This window comes from Actinomyces polynesiensis, from assembly GCF_000820725.1.
GTDB lineage: Bacteria > Actinomycetota > Actinomycetes > Actinomycetales > Actinomycetaceae > Pauljensenia > Pauljensenia polynesiensis.
In genome coordinates this window covers 1-22,303 of record NZ_CCXH01000027.1, presented here as the reverse complement: position 1 = coordinate 22,303, position 22,303 = coordinate 1, and the positions used below count along the sequence as shown (strand labels likewise).

Here is a 22,303-nt window from a genome sequence, read left to right as displayed (position 1 = left end):
ACAGGTCCCCGGTGACGAGGGCGACCAGGGCTCGCCCAACGGGGCCTCCACCCGCCCCTCGAACCACCTCAGTGCATCGTCATCCCACCGGTGACGTTGATCCCCTGCCCGGTCATGTAGGACGCCAGGTCCGAGGCCAGGAACAGGCACACCCCCGCCACGTCCGCCGGTGTCCCGGTGCGCCCCAGGGGGACCTGGGAGTTGTCCTCGGCCTCGACCTCCTGTGCGGTCATCCCGCGCAGGGCCCCGCCCTCGATGCGTTCGCGGTGCTTCATGGGGGTCTCGATGATGCCGGGGCACACCGCGTTGACGGTGATGCCCAGGGGTGCCTCCTCGATGGCCAGCGTGCGGGTCAGGCCGAGCACGGCGTGCTTCGAGGCGACGTAGGCACCCATGCAGCGGTAGCCGTTCTTGGCGGCCTGGGAGGCCACGAGGATGATGCGTCCACCCCGCCCGGCTGCCTCCAGTCTGCGTGCCACGGCGCGGGCGACGAGGAAGGACCCGCGGGCGTTGACCCGCTCGTCGAGGTCCCAGTCCCCCACCGGGGTGTCGACCACCCGGGCCATCGTCGACAGTCCCGCGCAGTTGACCACCACGCCGATCGTGCCCAGTTCCTCCTCGACGGCACCGGCCAGTGCCTCGACGGACTCCTCGTCGGAGACGTCGACATGGGCCCGCCAGTACCCCGCGGGATCAGCCGTGGGACGTGGGTCCGACCAGGCGAGGTCGGCGCCCACGACCCGGGCCCCCACGGCGACGAAGGCGTCGCGCACCCCCTCACCGATGCCCTGTCGGGCCCCGGTGACGAGGACGACCTCGCCCTCCAGCGAGTGGAACGGGTGGGTGAACACAGCGGTCCCGCCGTCCCCGACGGTCACCCTCACGCCTCCAGCAGCACGCGCTCGAAGGCGTCGGTGCTGATGCCCTGGTCCAGGACCGTGCGCGCCCACTCCTTGGCGGAGAAGAGGCTGTGGTCTCGGTAGTTCCCGCAGCTCAGTGCGTCCGTGGCGGGGACCTCGTCCCAGGTGACGTCCTCGGCGATCGCCCGCAGCGACTCGGTGAGGGCGCGCACGACGTCCTCGACCTCGGGGGCCCCCCAGGTGATGAGGTGGAACCCGGTGCGGCACCCGAAGGGCGAACAGTCGATGACCCCATCGAGGCGGTCGCGCAGCAGGGAGGCCAGCAGGTGCTCGATGGTGTGCAGGCCCGCCGTGGGGACGGCGTTCTGGTTGGGCTGGACCAGTCGGAGGTCGAAGTTGGAGATCGTGTCCCCCCGTGCCCCCTCCTCGCGCGCGATGAGGCGCACGTAGGGCGCCTTCACCCGGGTGTGGTCCAGTGAGAAGCTCTCGACATCAGCCATTGGTGTGTCCTCCTGTGGGGATCGGTGTTCTCCTGCGGCCCCTCCGACGCGCCGCCTCGTGCTCCTCGAGCGCGTCGATGGCGCGTTCGACGTCACGGGCGGTGACGGGGAGGGGAAGGTTGTGGATGGTCTTGCCCGGCAGGGTCGCGACCCGGGCGATGGTCCGCACGGCCCCGTCGCGCGGCTCCGTGACCCCGAGGTCGCCCAGGGTGCAGGGCAGGCCGAGGGCGTCGTGGACGGGATCGAGTTCGTCGACCTCCTGCCACCTGGCCTCCAGGGCCAGTTGGACGAGCGTCCCGTAGGCGACCTTCGTGCCGTGGGGCGTCCCGGCCTGCGAGGGCAGCACCGAGATCCCGTCGTGGACCGCGTGGGCCCCCGTCGCACGGCCGAATGACCCCCCGAAGCTGCCGACCAGGCCCGCGGTCATGACGACCACCTGGACGACCCGGCTCCAGGCCGCGCTCGCGATGCCCGCCTCTGCGTCCGCCAGTGCCTGCGCCCCGTCGCGGAGGAGGACGTCGCGGCACTGCTGCGCGGCGTGGGCGGCCAGACCCACGCACAGGTCCGTGGTCGGCGCGGTGTCGAGGCCGCCGCGGCACTCGTACCACTTGGCGAGGGTGTCGCCGATGCCCGCCCGGAGGGTCTCCAGCGGTGAGTCGAGCAGGATGCGCGGTTCGACCAGGAGCGCCTTGGCCTGCGTGGGGTGTACCTCGTGCCCGATGGGGGTGCCGTCCGCCTCGTACATGACGCTCAGGCACGCCCAGGGTGCGCAGTTCGAGGCGAGGGTCGGCACGAGGACGAGGGGCAGGTCCCCCGCGCGCAACGCCGCGGCCTTGGCGGTGTCCAGGACCTTGCCGCCCCCCACCGCGAGGACCGCGTGGAGGCCACCCCCCACCAACAGGTCCGCGATGCGTTCGGCCTCCGCGAGGGTGCACTCACCGGCGAAGGGGACGTCGAGGACCTCGACACCTGCCCCTCCGAGGTCGGGCAGGTAGGGACGCGCCCTGCCCAGCCCGATGTCCCCGTGGACGAGGGCGAGGCTGCGGTAGCCGCCCTCGTCGAGGATGCGGGGCAGGTCGTCGAGGGCACCCTCCCTGAACGTGTACTGCTGGGGCCCCACCCGGGCCACGACGCCCGTCTCCTGGCCGACCAGGTGCGGGACGGTGCGTTCGCGCAGGTCCCGGCGCGCGGAGGTCCTCGTCGACGTGGTCATGACCGCCCGCCCTCCCGGGCCCGGGCCCACGCGCCCAGACGGCGCACGGCCTCAGCCAGGGTGTCCTCGTCGTGGACGAGGCTCAGGCGGAACCATCCGCTCCCCTGCGCACCGAAGCCCTCCCCCGGTGCGACCGCCACCCGGGACTCCTCCAGGAGGCGCTCGGCGAGATCCCCCGCATCGGGCACCCCGCGTGCCCGGACCCAGACGAAGAAGGTGCCCGCGGTGTCCGCGACGTGCCAACCCTGCGCTCGCAGGGCTGTGACGACCCGCTCGCGCCGATGGCGGTAGGTGGCCGCGATGCGCGTCACGCAGGCCTGGTCGCCGCGCAGCGCCGCCTCCGCCGCGTCCTGCACGGCACCGAAGATCGTGGAGAACGCCACCGACTGGTAGGCCTTCAGCGCGCGGATCGCGTCGGCGTCACCCGCGGCGTAGCCGAAGCGCCACCCGGCCATCGAGTAGGTCTTGGACAGGGTGGAGATCTCCAGCGTGTTCGCCCCGCCCGGCTGGGCGGCGAGCAGGGAGGCCGCCCAGGGGTGGGCGAAGTCGAGCGAGGAGTACGCGAAGTCGTTGACCACGAGCGTCCCGTGCGGGGCGGCGGCGGCCAGGACCGTCTCCCAGGACTCCTGGGTCGCCACGGCCCCGGTCGGGTTGTTCGGGTAGTTGAGCAGGAGCAGGCGTGCGCCCGCCAGTCCCCGCTCGAGGGTGTCGGCGCAGGGCTGGTAGCCCAGGTCCTCCTCCAGCGGGACGCGCGTGACCTCCACGCCCGCCAGACGCGCGGCATCGAGGTAGGGCGGGTAGCAGGGATCGGGGACGACCATCGTCTCCCCCGCCTCGAGCAGCGCCCAGGGCAGTGCCACCAGGGCCTCATGGGCACCGTGGAAGGCGGTCACCTGGGTGTCGGGGTCGAGGTCGACCCCGTGGGAGCGCCGGTAGTCGGCGGTGATGGCCTCGCGCACCGACCTCTTGGCGAGGAAGGGTGGGTAGGCCTGGTTGCCCGGGTCGGCGACGGCCGCCTGGGCGGCACGCACGATGTGGTCGGGAGTCGCCAGGTCGGGATTGCCCTTCGACAGGTCGATGACGTCCCCGTGACGTGCCCGTGCGCGGGCGATCAGTGCGTCGAGGTGGTCGAAGTAGTTGTGCCCGAGCCGGGCCACCCGTCGGGACCCCGGACGCGCGGTCGACAGGTCCCCGGTGGCGGGCAGGTCCCCGGTGCCGGGCAGGTCCCGGGTGGTCACGGTGTCCTGTGGAGCCATGTCAGCGCCTCCTCCAGCGTCGGGCGAGGACATTGCCCAGCCCCTGGATGCCCTGCACCATGACGACCAGCACGATGACCGTCACGATCATGGTGACCGTGTCGAAGCGCTGGTACCCGTAGGAGATCGCGAGGTCGCCCAGGCCGCCGCCCCCGATGGTGCCCGCCATGGCCGTGGCCCCGATCAGGCCGATGGTCGCGGTGGTGAGGGAGAGGACCAGGGAGGAACGCGCCTCGGGCAGGAGGAAGCGCCACACGATCTGCCAGGACGTGGCCCCCATCGAGTCGGCCGCCTCGATGATGCCCTGGGGCACCTCGAGCAGGGAGTTCTCCACCAGCCGGGCGATGTAGGGCCCGACGAAGACGACCAGGGGCACGATGGCCGCGCCCGTTCCGACCGTGGTGCCCACGATGAACCGGGTGAACGGCAGGATCGCGACCATGAGGATGATGAAGGGGATCGACCGCAGGACGTTGATGATGGGGTTGAGGATGCGGAACACCCACCCGTTCTCCAGCACCCCGCCGGGACGGGTGATGACCAGCGCGATGCCCAGCACCGTCCCGAGCACCGACCCGATGGCCAGGGAGATGAAGACCATCTGGAGTGTCTGGAGGATGCTCTCCAGGAACTGGGCGATGGTGACCGACTGACCGATCATGGCCGTCCTCCCGTCTGGTCGACCTGGACACCGTTGGCCCTGAGGTTCTCGGCCCCCCGGCGGAGGTCCTCGGGTGCACCGGAGACGCGCACCACCATGTGTCCCACCGTGTGGTGCCGGATCTCGGTGACGGTGGCGGCCAGGATGTTGACCTCGAGCCCGAAGTCGCGCACCAGGCGGGACAGGAGCGGGCGGCCCGCTCCCTCCCCCACGTAGACGAGGCGCCACACCTGCCCGGGCCCACCGGACTCCATGAGCGAGGGGGGCGGGGTGCTCGGGACGACGCTCTCCACGAACCGCCGCGTGGCGGGGTGGGCGGGACGGTTGAAGATGTCCAGGACGGGACCGGACTCCACGACCTCGCCCGCCTCCATCACCGCCACCGAGTCGCAGAGGTCCTTGATGACGTCCATCTCATGGGTGACGACGATGATCGTCGTGGAGAACTCGGCGTTCACGCGGTCCAGCAGCTCGACGATCTGCGTGGTCGTCGCGGGGTCCAGGGCACTCGTCGCCTCGTCGCACAGCAGGATCGAGGGCTGCCGCACGAGGGCACGTGCGATGCCCACGCGTTGCTTCTGCCCACCGGAGAGCTCCCCGGGGTGGGCGCCGGCCCTGTCGGCGAGCCCGACGAAGTCGAGGACCTCCTCCACCCGCGCCTGACGTTCACGGACGTCCACCCCGTCCAGGACGAGGGGCATGGCGACATTCGCGGCGACGGTGCGCGTCCCGAGCAGGTTGAAGGACTGGAACACCATGGCCGTGTGCTTCTTGAGGTCCCGCAGGCCCGGGCCCCGCAGTTTCTCGACCTCCAGCGACTCCACCCACACCTGGCCCGAGGTCGGTCGCTCCAGACCGTTGACCATCCGCACCAGGGTGGACTTCCCCGCACCCGAGTACCCGATGATCCCCTGGATCGAGGAGGTGGGGACGTCGAGGCTGACGTCGTGCAGGGCCTGGACGTCGTGGGAGGGCGCGGCGAAGGTCTTGGTCACGTGGGAGAACCGCACCGCCACCCCTCGCCCCGGGGCCGCGTTCGCCGTGCCCGGGACGGGACGGGCTCCCTGCGGGACGGTCACTTCACGTCCATGTAGGACGGCAGGTGGTAGCCGGCGTACTCGTCGTGGGAGGCGATGAAGTCGGCGAACTCCTGGGAGTGGTACGCCTCGACGATGGCCTTGGCCCAGGGGGTGGACTCGTTGCCGCCCTTGACGGCCACCACCACGGAGTAGTCGTCCTGGAGGTCCTCCAACGCGAGGGCGTCGGTCAGTTTGAGTCCACTGGCGACCGCGAAATTGCCCTGGACCACCGCGTAGTCGAGGTCCTGGAGCGCGCGCACGGCCTGGGAGTTCTCCAGGAGGCGCAGGTCGAGGTCGTGCGGGTTGGTGGCGATGTCGTTGATGGAGGCGGTGCCCGGCTCGATGCCGTCCTTGACGGTGATCCACCCCGTCTTCTGCAGGAGCAGCAGGGCGCGGTAGAGGTTCGAGGGCTCGTTGGGCAGGGCGACCGTCGCCCCGTCGGCGACGTCGAGGGTGTCCGACTTCCCCGCGTACAGGCCCATCGGCGGTCCGGGGACCTGGACGAGGGCGACGTTGTCGAACCCGCGCTGCTCGTTGACGAAGTCGAGGTAGACGGGGTGCTGCATGATGTTGGCCTGGATGTCGCCCTCGTCGAGCGCGGCGTTGACCTGGATCCCGTCGGTGAAGTTCTGGGACTTCACCGTGTAGCCGTCCTTCTCGAGGATCGGCTGGATGCCCTGTTCGAACATGTCCTCGTAGGGCCCGGAGTTGAAGCCCACCGTGATCGTCGTGGTGGCGTCGGACTGCCCGCCGGCATCGCTCCCGGACGCCGCCTGGGAGCCCCCTCCGCAGGCCGTCAGCACCGTGAGCATGGCTGTCAGTGCTGCTGCAGCGCCGATGGCACGAAGTCGTGTGGACATCTTCTCCTCCTCGGTGTCGACCCCCGTGGGGTCCGGCGGTGTCCCGCCGGCGGGAGGGGTTCCCGCACTCAGGAGTGTTCCCGCACCGGGCTCCGAGGATGAGCCGTCGGCAGGATCTGAGATCATGTGACAACACTGTGACCTGCGAGATCATCTGCGTGCGACCGGTGCGTGACCCTACTGCTGCGCCTCCGAGAAGGCCCGGCGCCTCTGCTCGAGCTTCATGAGTTCGGTGAAGGTGCGCGAGTAGTCCGGGTCATCGGGATCCATGCGTTGGAGAGAGGCACGGACGTCCCCGGTGCGCCGCGTGAGGTCCATGCGCACCAGCGCCCCCATGACGCCGCGGGAGTAGGCGCGCATCCCACCCGGCTTGTCCTGGGGCAGGGGTGCGACCGCCAGTTCGGTGACCACGTCACCGACCACCTCCCCGGCGGACTCGCGCACGGCCTCGTCGAAGTGCCGGGTGGCCGCGGCCTCGGACTCCTCGCCCACGCCGAGGGTGGCCTCGGCCTGCTTGAGCATCTCGGCGAAGGCGTCGAGCCCGCCGATGGCGCGCACCGCGTCGTGGACGGCGCGGTGCGCGGGCACCGTGAAGGAGGCCCCGTCGAGGTCCTCGAATCCCGAGCCGATGAGGTCCATGGGGCGCTGCAGCAGTGCCTCCAGGGCCTGGCGTTCGACCTTGGTGACGGGATCCTCGGGACCACGTCGCACGATGCCTCCCGGCAGACCCGCCCCGGCCATGGGCTCGGGTCCGCCCGCCCGGTCGGGCTGGACGCGTCCGCCCTCGTCCCCGGGACGTCCCCGGTGGGACTCGGCCTGGCGCACCGCGCGGGTGACCTCGCCCTGCTCCATGCCGAGCCAGCCGGCCAGGGAGCGGGTGTACTCGTGGCGCAGCGCGCGGTCCTTGATGCCCGCCACGACGGGGGCGGCGCCGCGCAGTGCCGCCACACGACCCTCGGCGGTGTCGAGGTCCACCTGGGAGAGCACCGAGCGGATGACGAACTCGAAGAGCGGGGTGCGCGAGGCGACCAGGGTGAGCACCGCCTGGTCACCGCGCTGCATGCGCAGGTCGCAGGGGTCCAGGCCCGTGCGCTCCACCGCGACGAAGGTCTGGGAGGCGAAGTTCTGGTCCTCGTGGAAGGCACGCAGCGCCGCCGTGCGCCCCGCCGCGTCGCCGTCGAAGGTGAAGATGACCTCCGCGCCGCGCGCGCGTCCCGAGGAGAGGACCACCCCGGCGGCCGGGTCCGCCGCGTCGCCGAGCAGGCGGCGCACGATGCGGACGTGGTCCGAGCCGAAGGCGGTGCCGCAGGTGGCCACGGCGGTCGTCTCCCCCGCGACGTGGGCGGCCATGACGTCGGTGTAGCCCTCGACGATGACGATGCGTCGCTGGCGGGTGATGTCCCTCTTGGCCAGGTCCAGACCGTAGAGGACCTGGGACTTCTTGTAGATCGCGGTCTCGGGGGTGTTGAGGTACTTCGGTGAGTCCTCGTCCTCGTCCAGCCTGCGCGCGCCGAACCCGACGGTGGCGCCCGTGATGTCGCGGATGGGCCACATCAGGCGCCCGCGGAACCGGTCGTAGACGCCGCGGCTGCCCTGCGATCCCAGTCCCGCGGCCTGGATCTCGGCATCAGTGAAGCCCCTCGAGCGCAGCAGGCGGGTGAGGTGGTCCCAGCCCTTCGGCGAGTACCCCACGCCGAAGTGCCGGCTCATGGCCTCGGTGAACCCCCGCCCCGCCAGGAAGGCGCGGCCGACGTGGGCCTCGGGGCTGGCGAGCTGCTGTTGGTAGTACTCCTCGGCGACGCGGTGGGCGTCGAGGAGGCGCTGGCGCCGGCCGGGCTCCTCGCTGCGGACCTGGCGCCCGCCCTCCTCGTAGTGCAGGGTGACGCCGGCGCGCTGGGCGAGCATCTCCACGGCCTCGGAGAAGGAGAGGTGGTCGATCTTCTGGACGAAGCTGATGACGTCCCCGCCCTCGCCGCACCCGAAGCAGTGCCACAGGCCGACTGCGGGGCGGACGTGGAAGGACGGGGTTCGCTCGTCGTGGAAGGGGCACAGTCCCTTCTGGGAGTCGACACCGGCGGTGCGCAGGGCGACGTGCTCCCCGACGATCTCCTCGATCCGGCAGGCCTCGCGCACGGCCGCGATGTCCTCGCGTCGGATCAGGCCAGCCATGGCGACCAGTCTATGCGCAGCCCACCCCGTCCAGTGGGCGTCCCCAGGCGCCTGCGCCACCGGCGAACAGGCGGGGTCCCTCGGGTGGGTGCTCCTCCCGGGCGGGGCGGGGAGCGAGGCGGGGAGGGGCCATCCCGCCGCGGACGAGGGCGGGACCGGGCGCCCCCCGGTGGGATCTCAGAACTGGGTGGAGAGCATCCCGCACAGCCGGGCGTGCAGCCGCGAGGCCGAGGGATCGGTGAGGGTGGCGACCTGGTCGATGACCGCCCGGACCCTGCCGGCCTCCCCCTCCGCCTGGCGCCAGTCCGTGGCGAAGGGTTCCTCGAGCGCGGCGGGTCCGGCCTCGTGGAGGGCATCGACGAGGTCGGCGAGGAGGGTCCGCTGGTGGAGGTAGACGGGTTCGGTCTCCCGGGGGCTCATGACGTAGTGCACCGCCATCCCCTTGAGGACCTGGATCTCGGCGCGGGTGTCCCCGGGGACCACCAGGTCGGCGCCGTGGCGGCCCAGCGGCCCGTCCCCGAAGGTCCGGCGGGTGGCCATCACGGTGGCGGAGCAGAACCGGCCGATGAGCTGGCTGGTCATGTCCTTGAGGTGGGCCATGTCCGCGTAGGAGCCGGAGTCGGAGTGCAGCCACGCGGGCATCGACACCAGGCGCTCGATCGCCGTCCCGAGTTCGTCGGCCCCCACCGAGGGCCCGTACCACTCGAGGGTGGAGGCGATGACGGCCTCGGTCTCGGTGTCGGTCGTGAGGCGGGAGAGGTCCATCTTGCCGGTCGCCACCGCGTCCTCCACGTCGTGGACGCTGTAGGCGATGTCGTCGGAGAGGTCCATGATCTGGGCCTCCAGGCAGCGCCTGCCGGGCACCGCCCCCTGGCGCATCCACGCGAAGACCTCCGCGTCCTCCGCGTACACGCCGTACTTGTGGGAGGACTTGACTGGATCGGGACCCTGGCCGCGCAGCCAGGGGTACTTCGCGATGGCGTCCAGCGTGGCGCGGGTGAGGTTGAGGCCGGCCGGCGTCCCCTCGGGGGTGAGGACCTTCGGCTCCAGTCGGGTGACGATGCGCAGGGTCTGCGCATTGCCCTCGAAGCCGCCGGCGTCCGCGGCGAGTTCGTCCAGGGCGCGCTCACCGTTGTGCCCGAAGGGGGGATGGCCCAGGTCGTGGGAGAGGCAGGCGGCGTCCACCACGTCGGGGTCGGCCCCGAGTTCCTTGCCGAGCTCGCGACCGACCTGGGCGACCTCCAGGGAGTGCGTCAGGCGGGTGCGCACGAAGTCGTCGGAGGAGGGTCCCAGGACCTGGGTCTTCGCGCCGAGGCGCCGCAGCGCTGAGGAGTGGAGCACGCGGGCGCGGTCGCGCTCGAAGTCGGTGCGGGCCGGGTTCTTGGGGCTCTCGGTGACGAAGCGGGCCCGGTCGTGGGCGCCGTAGTGTCCGCCGTCGTGGTAGTGGCCGGCGGGTCCCGCTTCCCGGTCCGGGCTCGGGCTCGGTGGTCCTGGTCTCACGTGACCACCCTATCCCGGGCTGCCGTGCACACCCTCGGGTGCCGAATGGGTCACAATGGGCACGTGACCGAGACCGCACCCGCCCCCACCGGGGTGACGACCACTCTCATCCACCGGATCCAACGCGGGCGCTTCCCGTGGTGGCGCCGAGCAGTGGTGTGCGACCTCGTGGAGGCACTGGACGACGAGGAGCTGGCCGAGGTCGAGGGCATCGTCCTGGGCATCGCGCGCGCAGGTTTCACCGCGGTGCTGGTGCGACCCGCGCGGTCCGACATCGTCACCGACGGCACCACCCTGGAGCGCTTCATCACCCGCGTCCACAACGCCGGCCTGAAGGTGGTCGTGCGCCTGGCGGGGTCCACCCTCCCGGGAGGGTGCGGAGGCACCTTCATCGACCTCGAGGACGGGGTGACCTCCCTGGTCCTGCGCACGAGGGCGGCCCTCAAGGCAGGGGCCGATGGCATCGACCTGGGCCGCATCGACGACTCCTGCGGGAACGCCGAGACCCCCGACCCGGTGGAGAAGGCCCGGCGGGCCGAGCGCTTCTCCCGTCTGGTGCGCATCCTCCAGGCCGAACTGGCGGACTTCGACACCCTGCCGGTCCTCTCCGCGGAGGCCACCACCTCCGAGCAGGACGCCTTCCACCGCCACCTCGAGGAGGAGTGGTTCCACCACCTGCGCGACGACTCCCTGACCACGTGCCCCTGGCAGTCCGACGCGCTCCGGGACCGGGTGCGTTCGGCCCTCGAGGACCGCGACCGGCTGGGCCAGGTGACCGCCTGGCACGCCTCCAACCGGGCCGGGAACGGGTGCGACGACGCTCCCGAGCCCGGGTCCTGGGAGGAGGGGGCGACGGCCCCTCGACGTGCGGCGATGGCGCTCTACGAGCTCTCGCTCCCCGGCGCCGCCTACATGACCTTCGAACACTTCGCCGGTCGGCTCGAGGTCCTGGGATCCGGCCGCGCCCACCGGACCTGGGGGGACGAGGGACGCCCCGCACGGGAGATGCGCACGCTCACCACGGCGCTCAGGCTGCGCACCGAGAGGGCGATGGGGTCGGGATCCCTGGCCTTCGTGGACGAGCTGTCCTGGACGCACCCCGGTGTGGGGGTGCACGTGTGCGCCGGGACGATGGTGGTCCTCAACACCTCCGACGCGACCGTCGAGGTCCCGGCCGAGCACAGGTTCCTCGTCTCCTCCCAGGCCCCCGCGCCCGAGGCCCTCCCGCCCGCCGGAGCTCCCACCCCGGTGCCGCCGGAGACCTGCGCCTGGTTCGACACCGCACGGATCCTGCCCGCCCCCTTCGAGCACACCGACTGACCCCCCTCGGCGAAGTCCGCTCTGTTCTGGGCTCGAGGTCCGCTCTGTTCCAGGCCCGAAGTACGCTCTGATCTGCAACGCCGGTCGCGCTCCCGGTCACGGGACACACCGTCCCCTTGGAACATCCCGGACTGGACGCCACGACCGGTCACGGGACACACCGTCCCCGTGGAACATCCCGGGCTGGACGCCACGACCGGACACGGGCGCGGGGTCCGACGGACCCGGTCGAGATGTGCGGTGCCGGAGCCGCGAGGAACAGGGAACAGCGAGCCGCCGGGACGGCGATGGGAAGGAGGGCCTCTGTGGGATACGGGACATGTCCGGCGCGGGACCCCATGGATCCCGCCGGGAAGAACTGAGCGGACTTCGACCCCAGAACAGAGCGGACTTCACCGAGGGGGGTCAGGGTTCGCGCATGGTGCGGAGGACCTGCGCGACCTCCTCGGCGCTGAACTGACCGGGCGCACTCCCCCGCCCCACGGTCGCGAAGGTCGCGGCGCTCCCCAGCCGCTCCCCACAGATGCGGGTGACGGCTCCTGCCGCCCCCATCGAGATGGCGATGACCGGGATCCCCAGGTGGTCACGCGCCCACATCTGGGCATTCAGCACCGGGAACATGTCCAGCGGGTCCTGCTCGCGGTAGGCGACCTTGGCCACGTCCGCACCGAGGTCACGCATGGCGACGAGCCGGGCAATGACCTCCTCCTCGGCAGGTGTGCCCGTGAAGTCGTGGTTCGAGGCGATGACCACCGCCCCTGCGCGGTGGGCACGTTCGATGATCGACTCCGCGCCTGCCCGCCGGAACTCGACATCGACGGCATCGGCCCCCGAGGTGGCCAGGAGTCCCACCAGTTCCCGGTACCCCAGGTCCCCGAGATCTGCGGCCCCGCCTTCGTGAACCGTGCGCGCCGTGGCCAGCACCGGGTGTCCCGCACGGTCCCGGACGGTGGCGAGCACCGCCGCGACGTCCTCCTCCCACCCGGGCCGACGTCGGGCCAGGGCCCGGAGGTGGTCCACGCGCCACTCCACGAGGTCCACCGGATGACCGCGCAGGGCCAGGCACTCGGCCTCGAGCTCGCCCACGTCCCCGCCCGTCAGGGGGACGATGATCCGCGTCATCCCACCGAGCTCCACCGCGCCACCGTCCCGACCGACCGTCACGATCCGGCGCGCCGCGCACCGGGAGTTCCCGGCGTCGGCACCGCCGCCGACAACCCCACCACCGGCAGCACCCCCGTCGCCCAGGAGCGGCGGCCAGGGGACCGTGACCACTGCTTCCTCAGCCACCGGAGACACCGTCCTCGGCCAGGTGCAGCTCCGAGCGCTCCGCCTCCGACAGGCACGGCGAGTCGAGCCACCCCTCGGGGAGGTGGGGCACCTTGGGTGTGCCCGCCCGTCCCCGCGCGCCCTCCGCGGACGCCGGGAACGGCTGGTCCAGGTCGAGGGCCCACAGCCGTTCGTGCAGCTCCTCCAGGGAGGACACGAGGTTGAGGTCGCGCCGCGCGGGCCCGCCCACGGCGAAGCCGCGCAGGTACCAGCCCACGTGCTTGCGCATCTCACGCATGGCGCGCGCCTCCTCCCCCTGGTCCTCCACGCACCAACGCGCGTGGGTCTCGATGACGCCCGCCACCTCGCGCAGCGACGGCCCGGCGGGCACCGGCAGCCCGTGGGCCGCGGCCACCAGGTCCCGGAACAGCCAGGGCCTCCCCTGGCACCCGCGCCCGATGACCACGGCGTCGCAACCGGTCCGCTCCATCATCTCCTGCGCGTCGGCTGCTGAGAAGACGTCCCCGTTGCCGAAGACGGGCACGTCCACCTCCTCGCGCAGGCGCGCGATCCGCGTCCAGTCGGCGTGGCCGGAGTAGTACTGCGCCTGGGTGCGGGCGTGCAGGCCGATGCCGGCCACCCCGCAGCGCTGTGCGGTGCGCGCGGCGTCGAGGTAGGTGAGGTGGTCGTCGTCGATGCCCACCCGCATCTTGATGGTCACGGGCACCTCGCGCCCCGCCGCCCGGCCGCTCTCCTCCGCGGCGCCCACCACCGCGCGCAGGAGGTCCTCGAAGAGGTCCCTCTTCCACGGCAGCGCCGCTCCCCCACCCTTGCGGGTCACCTTCGGCACGGGACAGCCGAAGTTCAGGTCGATGTGGTCGGCGAGGTCACGGTCGACCAGCAGCCGCACGGCCGCCGCCATGGTGGCGGGGTCCACCCCGTAGAGCTGGATGGAGCGCACCCGCTCCTCCGGGTCCGTGCGCACCATCCGCAGGGTCTCGGCATTGCCCTCCACGAGCGCCCGGGAGGTCACCATCTCCGTCACGTACAGCCCGGCCGGGGCGTCCACCCCCCGGATCCAGGGCGCTCCCGCGGTGGCAGAGTCCTCCGCCGCGGTCGCGCCGCGGTCCGTGTCCGCATCGACGAGGGCGGGGCCGCCCTCGTGGGCGCTGCCCTCCCCCGTGCGGCCACCGTCGACGGGACGCAGCCCCGGCGGCAGCCCCTCCTCACCGAAGCGGCGGCACAGCCGCCGGAAGGGCGCGTCGGTGACCCCGGCCATCGGCGCGAGGATGACCGGGGACCACAGACGCAGCGGTCCGACCTCCATACGGGGGGCCGGACCGCTGACGACGGGAGTGGGGACCACTCAGCAGCACCCCAGGCGCTCGACGAGCCAGGGACGCACCTCGTCCAGGGGCAGGCGCACCTGCTCCATGGAGTCGCGCTCACGCACGGTGACGGCGTGGTCCTCGACGGACTCGAAGTCATAGGTGATGCAGAAGGGGGTGCCGATCTCGTCCTGGCGACGGTAGCGACGCCCCACCGCGCCGGAGGTGTCGTAGTCGACGTTCCAGGTGGAGCGCAGCTCCTGGGCGAGCTCGGACGCGGGGCCGGTGAGCTCGGGCTTGCGCGAGAGCGGCAGGACCGCGACCTTGACCGGGGACAGGCGCGGGTCCAGGCGCAGCACGGTGCGCTTGTCCACCCCGCCCTTGGCATTGGGGGCCTCGTCCTCGGAGTAGGCCTCCACCAGGAAGGCCATGAGGGAGCGCGTCAGGCCGGCGGAGGGCTCGATGACGTAGGGCGTCCAGCGTTCCTTCTTCTCCGGGTCGAAGTAGTCCAGGTGCTGGCCCGACGCCTCGGAGTGGACCGTGAGGTCGTAGTTCGTGCGGTTCGCGATGCCCTCGAGCTCGCCCCACTCGCTGCCCTGGAAACCGAAGGTGTACTCGATGTCGACGGTGCGCTTGGAGTAGTGGGAGAGCTTCTCCTGGGGGTGCTCGTACATACGCAGGTGGGAAGGGTCGATGCCGAGGTCGGTGTACCAGGAGAAGCGCTCGTCGATCCAGTACTGGTGCCATTCCTCATCGGTGCCGGGCTCGACGAAGTACTCCAGCTCCATCTGCTCGAACTCACGCGTGCGGAAGATGAAGTTCCCGGGCGTGATCTCGTTGCGGAAGGACTTGCCGATCTGGCCGATGCCGAAGGGGGGCTTCATGCGCGAGGTCGACATGACGTTGGCGAACTGGGTGAAGATGCCCTGGGCGGTCTCGGGACGCAGGTAGTGCAGCCCGGCCTCGTCGTCGACGGGGCCGAGGTAGGTCTTGAGCAGGCCGGAGAAGGCCTTCGGCTCGGTCCACTGGCCGCGGGTGCCGCAGTTGGGGCAGGGCAGGTCGGAGAGGCTGACCTGGTCCTCGGTGAGGCCCTTGCGCTCGGCGTAGTTCTCGATGAGCTCGTCCTCACGCAGGCGCTTGTGGCAGCTCAGGCACTCGATGAGCGGGTCGGTGAAGGCCTGGACGTGGCCGGAGGCCTCCCACACCTTGCGCGGCAGGATGACGGAGGAGTCGAGGCCGACGACGTCCTGACGGGAACGCACGACGCGGTTCCACCACTGGCGCTTGATGTTCTCCTTGAGCTCCACGCCCAGCGGGCCGTAGTCCCAGGCGGAGCGGGTGCCGCCGTAGATCTCTCCGGAGGGGAAGACGAAGCCACGGCGCTTGGCCAGGCTGATGACGGAATCGAGGCGGCTGGAACCCTGTGCCACTTGGTGCACTCCTTGTGTCCTGTGGGCCGCACCTGGCTGGCGCGGCTCCTGGCTGTGGAGATTCTAGCCTCAGGTGCACCCCGGGGCCGGTGCCGTCCGGGTGGGCGCGCCCGGGCGGACGGGTGCGCATCGCGCGGGTCCTCCCCCACGAGGGCGGACCGCACCCCCGCGAGAGCGCACCCACAGCCCGACGAGGGCGGGCCCACACCCTGATGCGGGTGGACCCACTCGCCCACGAGGGCGACGCGGGTTCCTGACAGGGGAACCACACACGGCGGTCCGGAGGGACCGGGCACCGGTCCGTGACAGGCACCGGTGGCACAGCCCCTCCCGGCTCCACTCAGCCCTTGACGGACCCCGCCGTCAGACCGGAGACGATGTAGCGCTGCAGGTACAGGAAGATCAGCACCACCGGGACCGCCGCCACGACTGCTCCTGCGGCGAAGAGACCCCACGGGGCGGTGCGGGCATCCGCCGCCCAGTTGTACATGCCCACTGCCAGCGTGTACCTGTCGGGGGTCTGGAGGACCACCCGGGCGATCACGAAGTCACCGAAGCTGGCGATGAAGGACAGCAGTCCGACCACGGCCAGGACCGGCAGGACCAGGGGCAGGATGATCGTCCAGAACACCTGGGCGTGCGAGGCGCCGTCGATCTCGGCGGCCTCGTCCAACTCCTTGGGCACGGTGTTGAAGAACCCGTAGAGGAGGAAGGTGTTCGACCCGAGCGCACCACCCAGGTACACGCAGATGAGCCCCAGCTGGGAGTTCAGGCCCAGGGCCGGGAAGACGTCCTGGAGTGAGAGCAGCAGCAGGAACAGGGCCACGAAGGCCAGCATCTGCGGGAACATCTGGACCAGGAGCAGGAAGGTCAGGGTGCCCCGCCGTCCCCGGAAGCGGAAGCGGGAGAAGGCGTAGGCGGCACTCGCCCCCATGAGCACCGTGCCGACGGCGGTGCTGATGGAGACCACCAGGGAGTTGCGGATCCAGCTCCAGTACTCCGTGCCGGACAGCGCGGAGAAGTTCTGCGTGCTGAAGGTCGCGAACAACCTGTTGGACCCCGTCAACGTCGCATTGGGGACCAGGGAGACCGAGAGCACGTAGAGCAGGGGCACCACGCAGTAGATGATGGCCACCACGCCGACGATGTGACGCCACCCGACCTCTGCCCACCAGCGCAGCCCCTTCAGGGAGGTGTGGAGTTCCTCCGGCGCCCGCCGGGTGGTGCGGCGCGTCCTCCTCCCCGGACCGCCGGTGCTGCGTCCTTCCTCGCGCCCCACCTCCAGGGGGGTCGTACCGGGTGCACTCATCACAGGTCCTCCAGTGCTCGCGTCCGACGGAAACCGGCCCAGGCGATCAGGCCCACCACGATGAAGATGACGATCGACATCGCCGAGGCCAGACCGTAGTCCTGGCCCCCTCTGTCGAAGGCGATCTTGTAGACCATGGAGATCAGGATGTCCGTCTCCCCCACGGGCACCGACAGGCCCGGGTAGTTCGGGCCTCCCCCGGTGAGCATGTAGATCAGGGAGAAGTTGTTGAAGTTGAAGGCGAAGGAGGCGATGAGCAGCGGCACCGTCGACTGGAGCACCAGCGGCAGCTTGACGGACCAGACGGTGCGCAGCGCCCCGGCGCCGTCGATCTTCGCGGCCTCCAGGGCGTCGGAGGGCAACGACTGGAGGCTGCCCATGCACACGAGGAACATGTAGGGGAAGCCCAGCCACAGGTTGACGCCCAGGATGGCGACCTTGGCCAGCAGCCCGTTAGTCAGCCACGGGATCTCCGCACCCCCGAGCAGCACCTGGTTGACGAACCCGAAGCGCTCGTTGAGCATCCCCTTCCACACCAGCGTCGCCAGGAAGGCCGGGAACGCATAGGGCAGGATCAGCAGGGACTGGTAGATCCTGCGCCCCCTCACCCGGGTGTCGGAGAAGACCAGCGCCAGGAACAGGCCGAGCGCGAAGGTCGTGAGCACGGAGCCACCGGCGAACACGAAGGACCACACCAGTGCCCTGAGGAAGGGCCCACCCAGGTCACGGCTGACCACCATGTTCGTGAAGTTGTCCAGCCCCACGAAGACCCGCCACCCGGGGGTGAGCTCCGTCCCGTCCGGGGCGACGAAGGCACCCGCGTCGGTCGCGGTGTAGGTGGTCCCCGTCTCGCTGTCGGTGATGCTGTCGGTGGCCGCGTCGTAGGAGAAGGTGGAGCGGGCGAGGTAGCCCTTGGAGCCGTCGGTGGTGACGTAGTGGCCGTCGGAGGGGTCGTCGGAGACCGGGACGGCCAGACCCGCCACCTCCTGCTGGCGTTGGCTGAGCTGGGCGAAGGTCAGGACGTCGTGCCCGGGGACGGCCGTGATGCCCATCGCTCCGACCTCGGCGCCCTCCACGGGCTCCAGGGGCTGGTCCGGGGTCCCCACGGAGACGACGTCCGTGTCCGGGTCGAGGACGGCCAACCCCAGCGTGCCCCCGTCGTCGATGACGGCGACCGCGACCGTGGGGGATCCCTCGACCCGCTTCTCGTGCTTCTGGAGGATCGCGGAGATCGCGTCCTGCTGGGTGGAGTTGTGTCCCTGCCCGTAGTTGGTCAGCGACACGTAGCCGGTGTAGCCCATGACGAAGACCTGGTAGACGAGGACGAAGACCAGCCCGGGGAGCAGGTACTTCGCGGGCAGCATCCGCGGGGAGAAGTAGACGACGTTGACCGCCACGAGGAGCAGGACGAGGACGGCGACGATCCCCCATGACCCGGCGTTCCAGGCGGTGAGGATGCCGTAGACACCCAGGGCGTCCACGAGCATGACGAGGACGAGCTTGAGGAGGAAGCCGCGACCCCCCACGTCACGGGCGTGGGAGTTGGTGTGACGGGTGGGGGGTGTGGTGGTGCTGGGTGAGGTGCCCGGTGAAGCCATGGGGTGCTCCTGTTGTCGCGTCATGGGACGAGGGCGAGGGTCGGGGCGTCCCCGGGCCCCTCGGGCCCGGGGACTCCCCTGACTGCCGTCAGTCGAGGTGTGTCACTTACTGATGGCACCCTTGATGTTCTCGACCATCGTCGACCAGCCCTCTTCGGGGGCTTCCTTGCCGGTGACGATGTTCGCCTCGGTGACACCCCAGAACTGCCAGACCGAACCCATCTCCGGGATGGCCGGCATCGGGACACCTGCTCCGGCAACCGTCGCGAAGCCCTTGATGTCCTCGTCGTCGATCCCCTCGGCGACCGAGGTCATCGCCGGCACACGTCCGCCGATCTCGTACAGCTGCTGCTGGGCTGCGGCCGTCTCGACGTACTCGAGGAACTTGTTGACCAGCAGCTGGTTCTCGGTCTTGGCGGAGGGGAAGAACACCTGGACCCCGACGAAGGGCTGGGCATCCTGGTCGCCGGCCTTCGGCACGGGGAGGACCGAGACGTCCATCCCCGCCTCACGGAAGGCGGTGACGTTCCACGGGCCGGTCACCGTGTAGGGTGCCTCGCCGTCCAGGAAGGCCTGCTTGGCGACGTCGGAGGTGATGGCCGGGTCCAGGATGCCCGCGTCGCCCTGGGCCTTCAGCCACTCGGCGAAGGCCGTGCCGTTCTCGCCACCCAGGGCCAGGTCGGTCGTGTAGGAGCCGTCAGCGGACTGCTCGAAGACCGGCGCCCCGAAGGAGGTCTGGAAGGGGTAGAAGTGGTAGGGGTCGCCCTCGTCACCCATCTGGATGATGAAGGGGTACTTCACCCCCGTGGCCTCCCCGGAGGAGATCATGTCGTCGAAGGTGGTGGGGGTGTCGGTCGTCAGCGCGTTGTTGCGCACCAGCGCGACCGACTCGATGGCGTAGGGGACCCCGTAGGTCTGGCCGTCATAGGCGACGGCCTGGACGGCGGAGTCGGAGAACTCGTCCTGGACGTCGCTGAGGTCCACGGTTCCCACCACGCCGTTGGTGACCAGGGCGCCGAGCTTGTCGTGGGCCATGACGATCAGGTCGGGGCCCTTGCCCGTGGGGACCTGGGTGATGAACTCCTGGTCCATGTCCGACTCGGACTTCTGGACGACGGAGAGTTCGATCTGGGTCTCGGCGGTGAAGTCCTTCGCGAACTCCTGCATCTCCCCGTAGCGCGTGTCATCGGCCCAGATGGTGAGGGTTCCCACCCCGGCCGCGCCCGACTGGTCCCCGGCGGCGCCGGAGGCGGCGTCACCGGACTGGTCTGCCTCCCCGCCACAGGCCGCGAGGGTCCCCACCAGTGCCAGGGCTCCCAGGGCAGCAATGCCTCTTCGCATGTCAACTCCTCAGTGTTGTCTCCGCCGCACTCATCGGTGGGCACGGTCGCTGAACATGACTGTAATCGTTGCTGCAATCCTCTGCAAGGATTGGGTGATTGATACAGGAAGCGTTGACGAACTGTTACATTCACAGGCAGCGAGGACGCGCCCCACGGAGGAGGACCCATGTCGAGACCCCGTACGCGAATGGCGGACATCGCCGCACTGGCCGGCGTCTCCACGGCCACCGTGTCCAGGGTGGTCAGCGGCTCGGGACAGGTCTCCGGGGAGACCCGGCACAAGGTCCTCGTCGCGCTGGACTCCCTCGGCTACGAACGCCCCAACGCCGAGCGCCCGGGCAACTCCTCCGCCATCGCGGTCATCACCCCGGAGCTCGTGAACCCGATCTTCGCCCTCTACGCCCACTCCATGCAGGCCGAGATCACGCGTGCGGGGTTCCTGCCGTTGGTCTGCACCCAGACACCGGGGGGGACCAGTGAGGAGCAGTACGTCCGAAGTCTGCTGGATCGCGGCGTGGCCGGCATCGTCTTCGTCTCGGGTCGGCATGCCGACTACCGCGCCGACATCAGCCGCTACGCTTCCCTGGCCGCCAGTGGCGTCCCCTTCGTCACCGTCAACGGCGCGCGCGCGGAGGTGCCCGCACCCGACTTCTCCACCGGGGACGCCATGGGCATCGAGGCAGCCGTCCACCACCTCGTCCAGCTCGGCCACCGGCGCATCGCCCTGCTGGGTGGCCACACCCACATCGTGCCCGCGGCCCGCAAGGCCGAGGCGTTCCGGAAGGTGATGGGACGCGAGCTCGGCGACACGGATCCCCTGGTCACCGAGACCTTCTACACCTACGAGGCCGCTGCGAGCGCGGCACGCGGGCTCGTCGAGGCCGGCACGACCGCCATCGTGGCGGGCTCGGACCTGCAGGCCCTGGGAGCGGCACGCACCATCCACGCCATGGGGCTGCGCGTGCCCGAGGACGTCTCACTGGTGGGCTTCGACGACTCGATGCTCATGGCACACCTGGACCCTCCCCTGACCACCGTGCGTCAACCCGTCCAGTCGATCACCACCGCCGCGGTGCGCGCCCTGACCTCGATGGAGCCCGGATCACCTCAGGAGCACCAGGCCTACGTGTACACCCCCGACCTCGTCGTGCGGGGGTCCACGGGCCAGGCCCCGGACCGGGCCGGGTCGGATCCAGCACCCCGCGCCGCCCGCACCCACGCCTGACTGCGCGTCCACGCACCCCGCCGTCCCCGCGCCGCCCCTGCGAGCGGATCCGGGCGGGTCGGGGTCCTCTCCGGGACCCCGCTGTCCGCGCCGTGGTCGGACGTCCGTCCACCCGCGGAAACAAGCGGATTTTCTGACACGGTGTCCCACGTGGAGACCTCGTGCGCGGGGGGCTACCCTACGTGAGTGGGGCGCCGCGCAGCCGTGCGGACCGCCCCGGGAACGAGGGCGCCGCCCTCGTCTGGAACCACCACCGGAGGCACCGTGCAACGCATGACGCGACAGCGCCAGGCCGTCCTCGCCGAGCTCCGGCGCGTCGACGACTTCCGCTCCGCCCAGCAGGTCTTCGAGGACCTGCGCGAGGAGGGCCACCGCGTCGGGCTCGCCACGGTCTACCGCAACCTGCAGGGACTCAGTTCCGAGGGCGATGTCGACGTCCTGCGTTCCGCCGATGGGGAGAGTCTCTACCGACTCTGCGACGACCGCGGTCACCACCACCACCTGGTCTGCCGGCAGTGCGGGCACGCCGAGGAGATCCTGCTCTCCGAGGTGGAGTCCTGGGTCGCCGACGTCGCCCGCCAGCACGGGTACACCGAGGTCGACCACTCCATGGAACTCTTCGGCCTGTGCGCCACCTGCTCGGCGGCGCGTCACGAGGACCCGGCCCCGGCGACACCGGCAGGCAACACCGCGGACGGACCGGACGCCACACCATCCCCCACCACCGTCTGACAAGGAAGAGATCATCATGCCCGTTCCCGACTGGGCCTCCTCCGGAGTACGCCTGATCGTCTTCCTGTTCTTCGTCGTCCTCCTGCGCGCCCAGGGCACGTACTGGCTGGGCAGGCTCGCCGCTGCGGGCGCCCTCAAGGCCTCCGACCGCAATGGCCTGGTGGGCCGGATCGCCCACTGGTTCAACGGACCCACCCCCCGCAAGGGCGCGGCCCTCCTCGAGCGCTGGGGGCTCATCATCATCCCCCTGTGCTTCCTCACCGTCGGCATCCAGACGGCCGTCAATGCGGGCTCGGGCGTGGTGCGCCTGCGCTGGCGGACCTACACCCTGGCCATGGTGCCGGGCTGTGTCGCCTGGGCCCTCATGTACGGCCTCGGGATGCTGGCCGTGTGGCAGGCGGCCCTCGCCGCGATCGCCGGCAGCCCGTGGGCCTGGGCAGCCTTCGCCGGTGTCGCCGCCCTGTTCATCGGGCTGCAGTGGCACCGACGCCACGGCGGCCACCGCATCAGGCACGCCGAGGAGGCGGCACCCGCCGTCGCGCACTCCACCGAGCGGGCCTGAGCGCCACCCCGCCCGGGGCCCTCCGCCCCCGGGTCCGGCGACCCGGACAGGGCACCCGGGGCGGGTCGTCGCGGGAGGGACCCCGGACA

Annotated in this window: 19 protein-coding genes; 4 read left to right on the top strand and 15 right to left on the bottom strand. The window is 70.9% G+C overall.

Annotated elements, in window-relative coordinates:
* Positions 1 to 68: 68 nt before the first annotated feature.
* From TA90_RS01080 to TA90_RS01040, 9 genes are all read right to left on the bottom strand, one after another.
* Complete coding sequence (locus TA90_RS01080) at positions 69 to 884, bottom strand: SDR family NAD(P)-dependent oxidoreductase (RefSeq protein ID WP_197067811.1); 816 nt, start codon at positions 882 to 884, stop codon at positions 69 to 71.
* Positions 881 to 1,360 (bottom strand): S-ribosylhomocysteine lyase, encoded by a 480-nt coding sequence (locus TA90_RS01075; RefSeq protein WP_043534172.1) that lies wholly within the window; start codon positions 1,358 to 1,360, stop codon positions 881 to 883. Before TA90_RS01075 ends, TA90_RS01080 begins: the two co-directional genes overlap by 4 nt.
* Positions 1,353 to 2,573: an iron-containing alcohol dehydrogenase family protein gene (locus TA90_RS01070; protein WP_147513301.1), complete on the bottom strand. Its 1,221-nt coding sequence runs from the start codon at positions 2,571 to 2,573 to the stop codon at positions 1,353 to 1,355. The genes TA90_RS01075 and TA90_RS01070 overlap by 8 nt, the downstream gene beginning before the upstream one ends.
* A complete protein-coding gene (locus tag TA90_RS01065) occupies positions 2,570 to 3,829 on the bottom strand; it encodes an aminotransferase class I/II-fold pyridoxal phosphate-dependent enzyme (protein ID WP_052450341.1) in 1,260 nt (419 codons plus the stop codon). Before TA90_RS01065 ends, TA90_RS01070 begins: the two co-directional genes overlap by 4 nt.
* Position 3,830: 1 nt before the next feature.
* Complete coding sequence (locus tag TA90_RS01060) at positions 3,831 to 4,490, bottom strand: methionine ABC transporter permease (RefSeq protein WP_043534171.1); 660 nt, start codon at positions 4,488 to 4,490, stop codon at positions 3,831 to 3,833.
* Entirely contained in the window at positions 4,487 to 5,500 is a 1,014-nt protein-coding gene (locus tag TA90_RS01055) for a methionine ABC transporter ATP-binding protein (RefSeq protein WP_043534189.1), read from the bottom strand. Before TA90_RS01055 ends, TA90_RS01060 begins: the two co-directional genes overlap by 4 nt.
* 65 nt (positions 5,501 to 5,565) lie before the next feature.
* Entirely contained in the window at positions 5,566 to 6,429 is an 864-nt protein-coding gene (locus TA90_RS01050; protein WP_147513300.1) for a MetQ/NlpA family ABC transporter substrate-binding protein, read from the bottom strand.
* Between the two features lie 177 nt (positions 6,430 to 6,606).
* Positions 6,607 to 8,598 carry a DNA primase gene (dnaG, locus tag TA90_RS01045; protein ID WP_043534170.1) on the bottom strand — a complete coding sequence of 664 codons (1,992 nt, stop codon included), beginning with the start codon at positions 8,596 to 8,598 and terminating at the stop codon, positions 6,607 to 6,609.
* 177 nt (positions 8,599 to 8,775) lie between these two features.
* Positions 8,776 to 10,098 carry a deoxyguanosinetriphosphate triphosphohydrolase gene (locus tag TA90_RS01040; protein WP_082031190.1) on the bottom strand — a complete coding sequence of 441 codons (1,323 nt, stop codon included), beginning with the start codon at positions 10,096 to 10,098 and terminating at the stop codon, positions 8,776 to 8,778.
* A 63-nt stretch (positions 10,099 to 10,161) separates the two neighbouring features.
* On the opposite strand from TA90_RS01040, the gene TA90_RS01035 reads away from it, so the two are divergent.
* On the top strand, positions 10,162 to 11,418 hold the full coding sequence (locus TA90_RS01035) for an alpha-amylase family protein (protein ID WP_147513299.1): 1,257 nt from the start codon (positions 10,162 to 10,164) through the stop codon (positions 11,416 to 11,418).
* Between the two features lie 405 nt (positions 11,419 to 11,823).
* Here TA90_RS01035 and aroD read toward each other — a convergent pair whose 3' ends face one another.
* The 6 genes from aroD to TA90_RS01005 all read right to left on the bottom strand — a co-directional run bounded on the left by aroD (position 11,824) and on the right by TA90_RS01005 (position 19,693).
* Positions 11,824 to 12,708 carry a type I 3-dehydroquinate dehydratase gene (gene aroD, locus TA90_RS01030; protein ID WP_147513298.1) on the bottom strand — a complete coding sequence of 295 codons (885 nt, stop codon included), beginning with the start codon at positions 12,706 to 12,708 and terminating at the stop codon, positions 11,824 to 11,826.
* The gene (gene dusB / locus TA90_RS01025) at positions 12,701 to 14,014 is read right to left on the bottom strand and encodes a tRNA dihydrouridine synthase DusB (protein ID WP_187120059.1); all 1,314 of its coding nucleotides are present in this window, start codon (positions 14,012 to 14,014) and stop codon (positions 12,701 to 12,703) included. The genes aroD and dusB overlap by 8 nt, the downstream gene beginning before the upstream one ends.
* Before the next feature lie 39 nt (positions 14,015 to 14,053).
* Entirely contained in the window at positions 14,054 to 15,445 is a 1,392-nt protein-coding gene (locus TA90_RS01020; RefSeq protein ID WP_043534168.1) for a glycine--tRNA ligase, read from the bottom strand.
* Between the two features lie 340 nt (positions 15,446 to 15,785).
* Positions 15,786 to 16,754, bottom strand: a complete 969-nt coding sequence (locus tag TA90_RS01015; protein ID WP_082031188.1) for a sugar ABC transporter permease — start codon at positions 16,752 to 16,754, stop codon at positions 15,786 to 15,788.
* Positions 16,754 to 18,352 carry an ABC transporter permease subunit gene (locus tag TA90_RS01010; protein WP_043534167.1) on the bottom strand — a complete coding sequence of 533 codons (1,599 nt, stop codon included), beginning with the start codon at positions 18,350 to 18,352 and terminating at the stop codon, positions 16,754 to 16,756. The genes TA90_RS01015 and TA90_RS01010 overlap by 1 nt, the downstream gene beginning before the upstream one ends.
* A 102-nt stretch (positions 18,353 to 18,454) precedes the next feature.
* Positions 18,455 to 19,693: a sugar ABC transporter substrate-binding protein gene (locus TA90_RS01005; protein ID WP_043534166.1), complete on the bottom strand. Its 1,239-nt coding sequence runs from the start codon at positions 19,691 to 19,693 to the stop codon at positions 18,455 to 18,457.
* Positions 19,694 to 19,861: 168 nt separating this feature from the next.
* On the opposite strand from TA90_RS01005, the gene TA90_RS01000 reads away from it, so the two are divergent.
* From TA90_RS01000 to TA90_RS00990, 3 genes are all read left to right on the top strand, one after another.
* The gene (locus TA90_RS01000) at positions 19,862 to 20,920 is read left to right on the top strand and encodes a LacI family DNA-binding transcriptional regulator (protein ID WP_052450337.1); all 1,059 of its coding nucleotides are present in this window, start codon (positions 19,862 to 19,864) and stop codon (positions 20,918 to 20,920) included.
* Positions 20,921 to 21,184: 264 nt separating this feature from the next.
* Entirely contained in the window at positions 21,185 to 21,652 is a 468-nt protein-coding gene (locus tag TA90_RS00995; protein ID WP_052450336.1) for a Fur family transcriptional regulator, read from the top strand.
* A 16-nt stretch (positions 21,653 to 21,668) separates the two neighbouring features.
* The gene (locus TA90_RS00990) at positions 21,669 to 22,214 is read left to right on the top strand and encodes an SNARE-associated domain-containing protein (RefSeq protein ID WP_043534165.1); all 546 of its coding nucleotides are present in this window, start codon (positions 21,669 to 21,671) and stop codon (positions 22,212 to 22,214) included.
* The last annotated feature ends 89 nt before the right edge of the window (positions 22,215 to 22,303 follow it).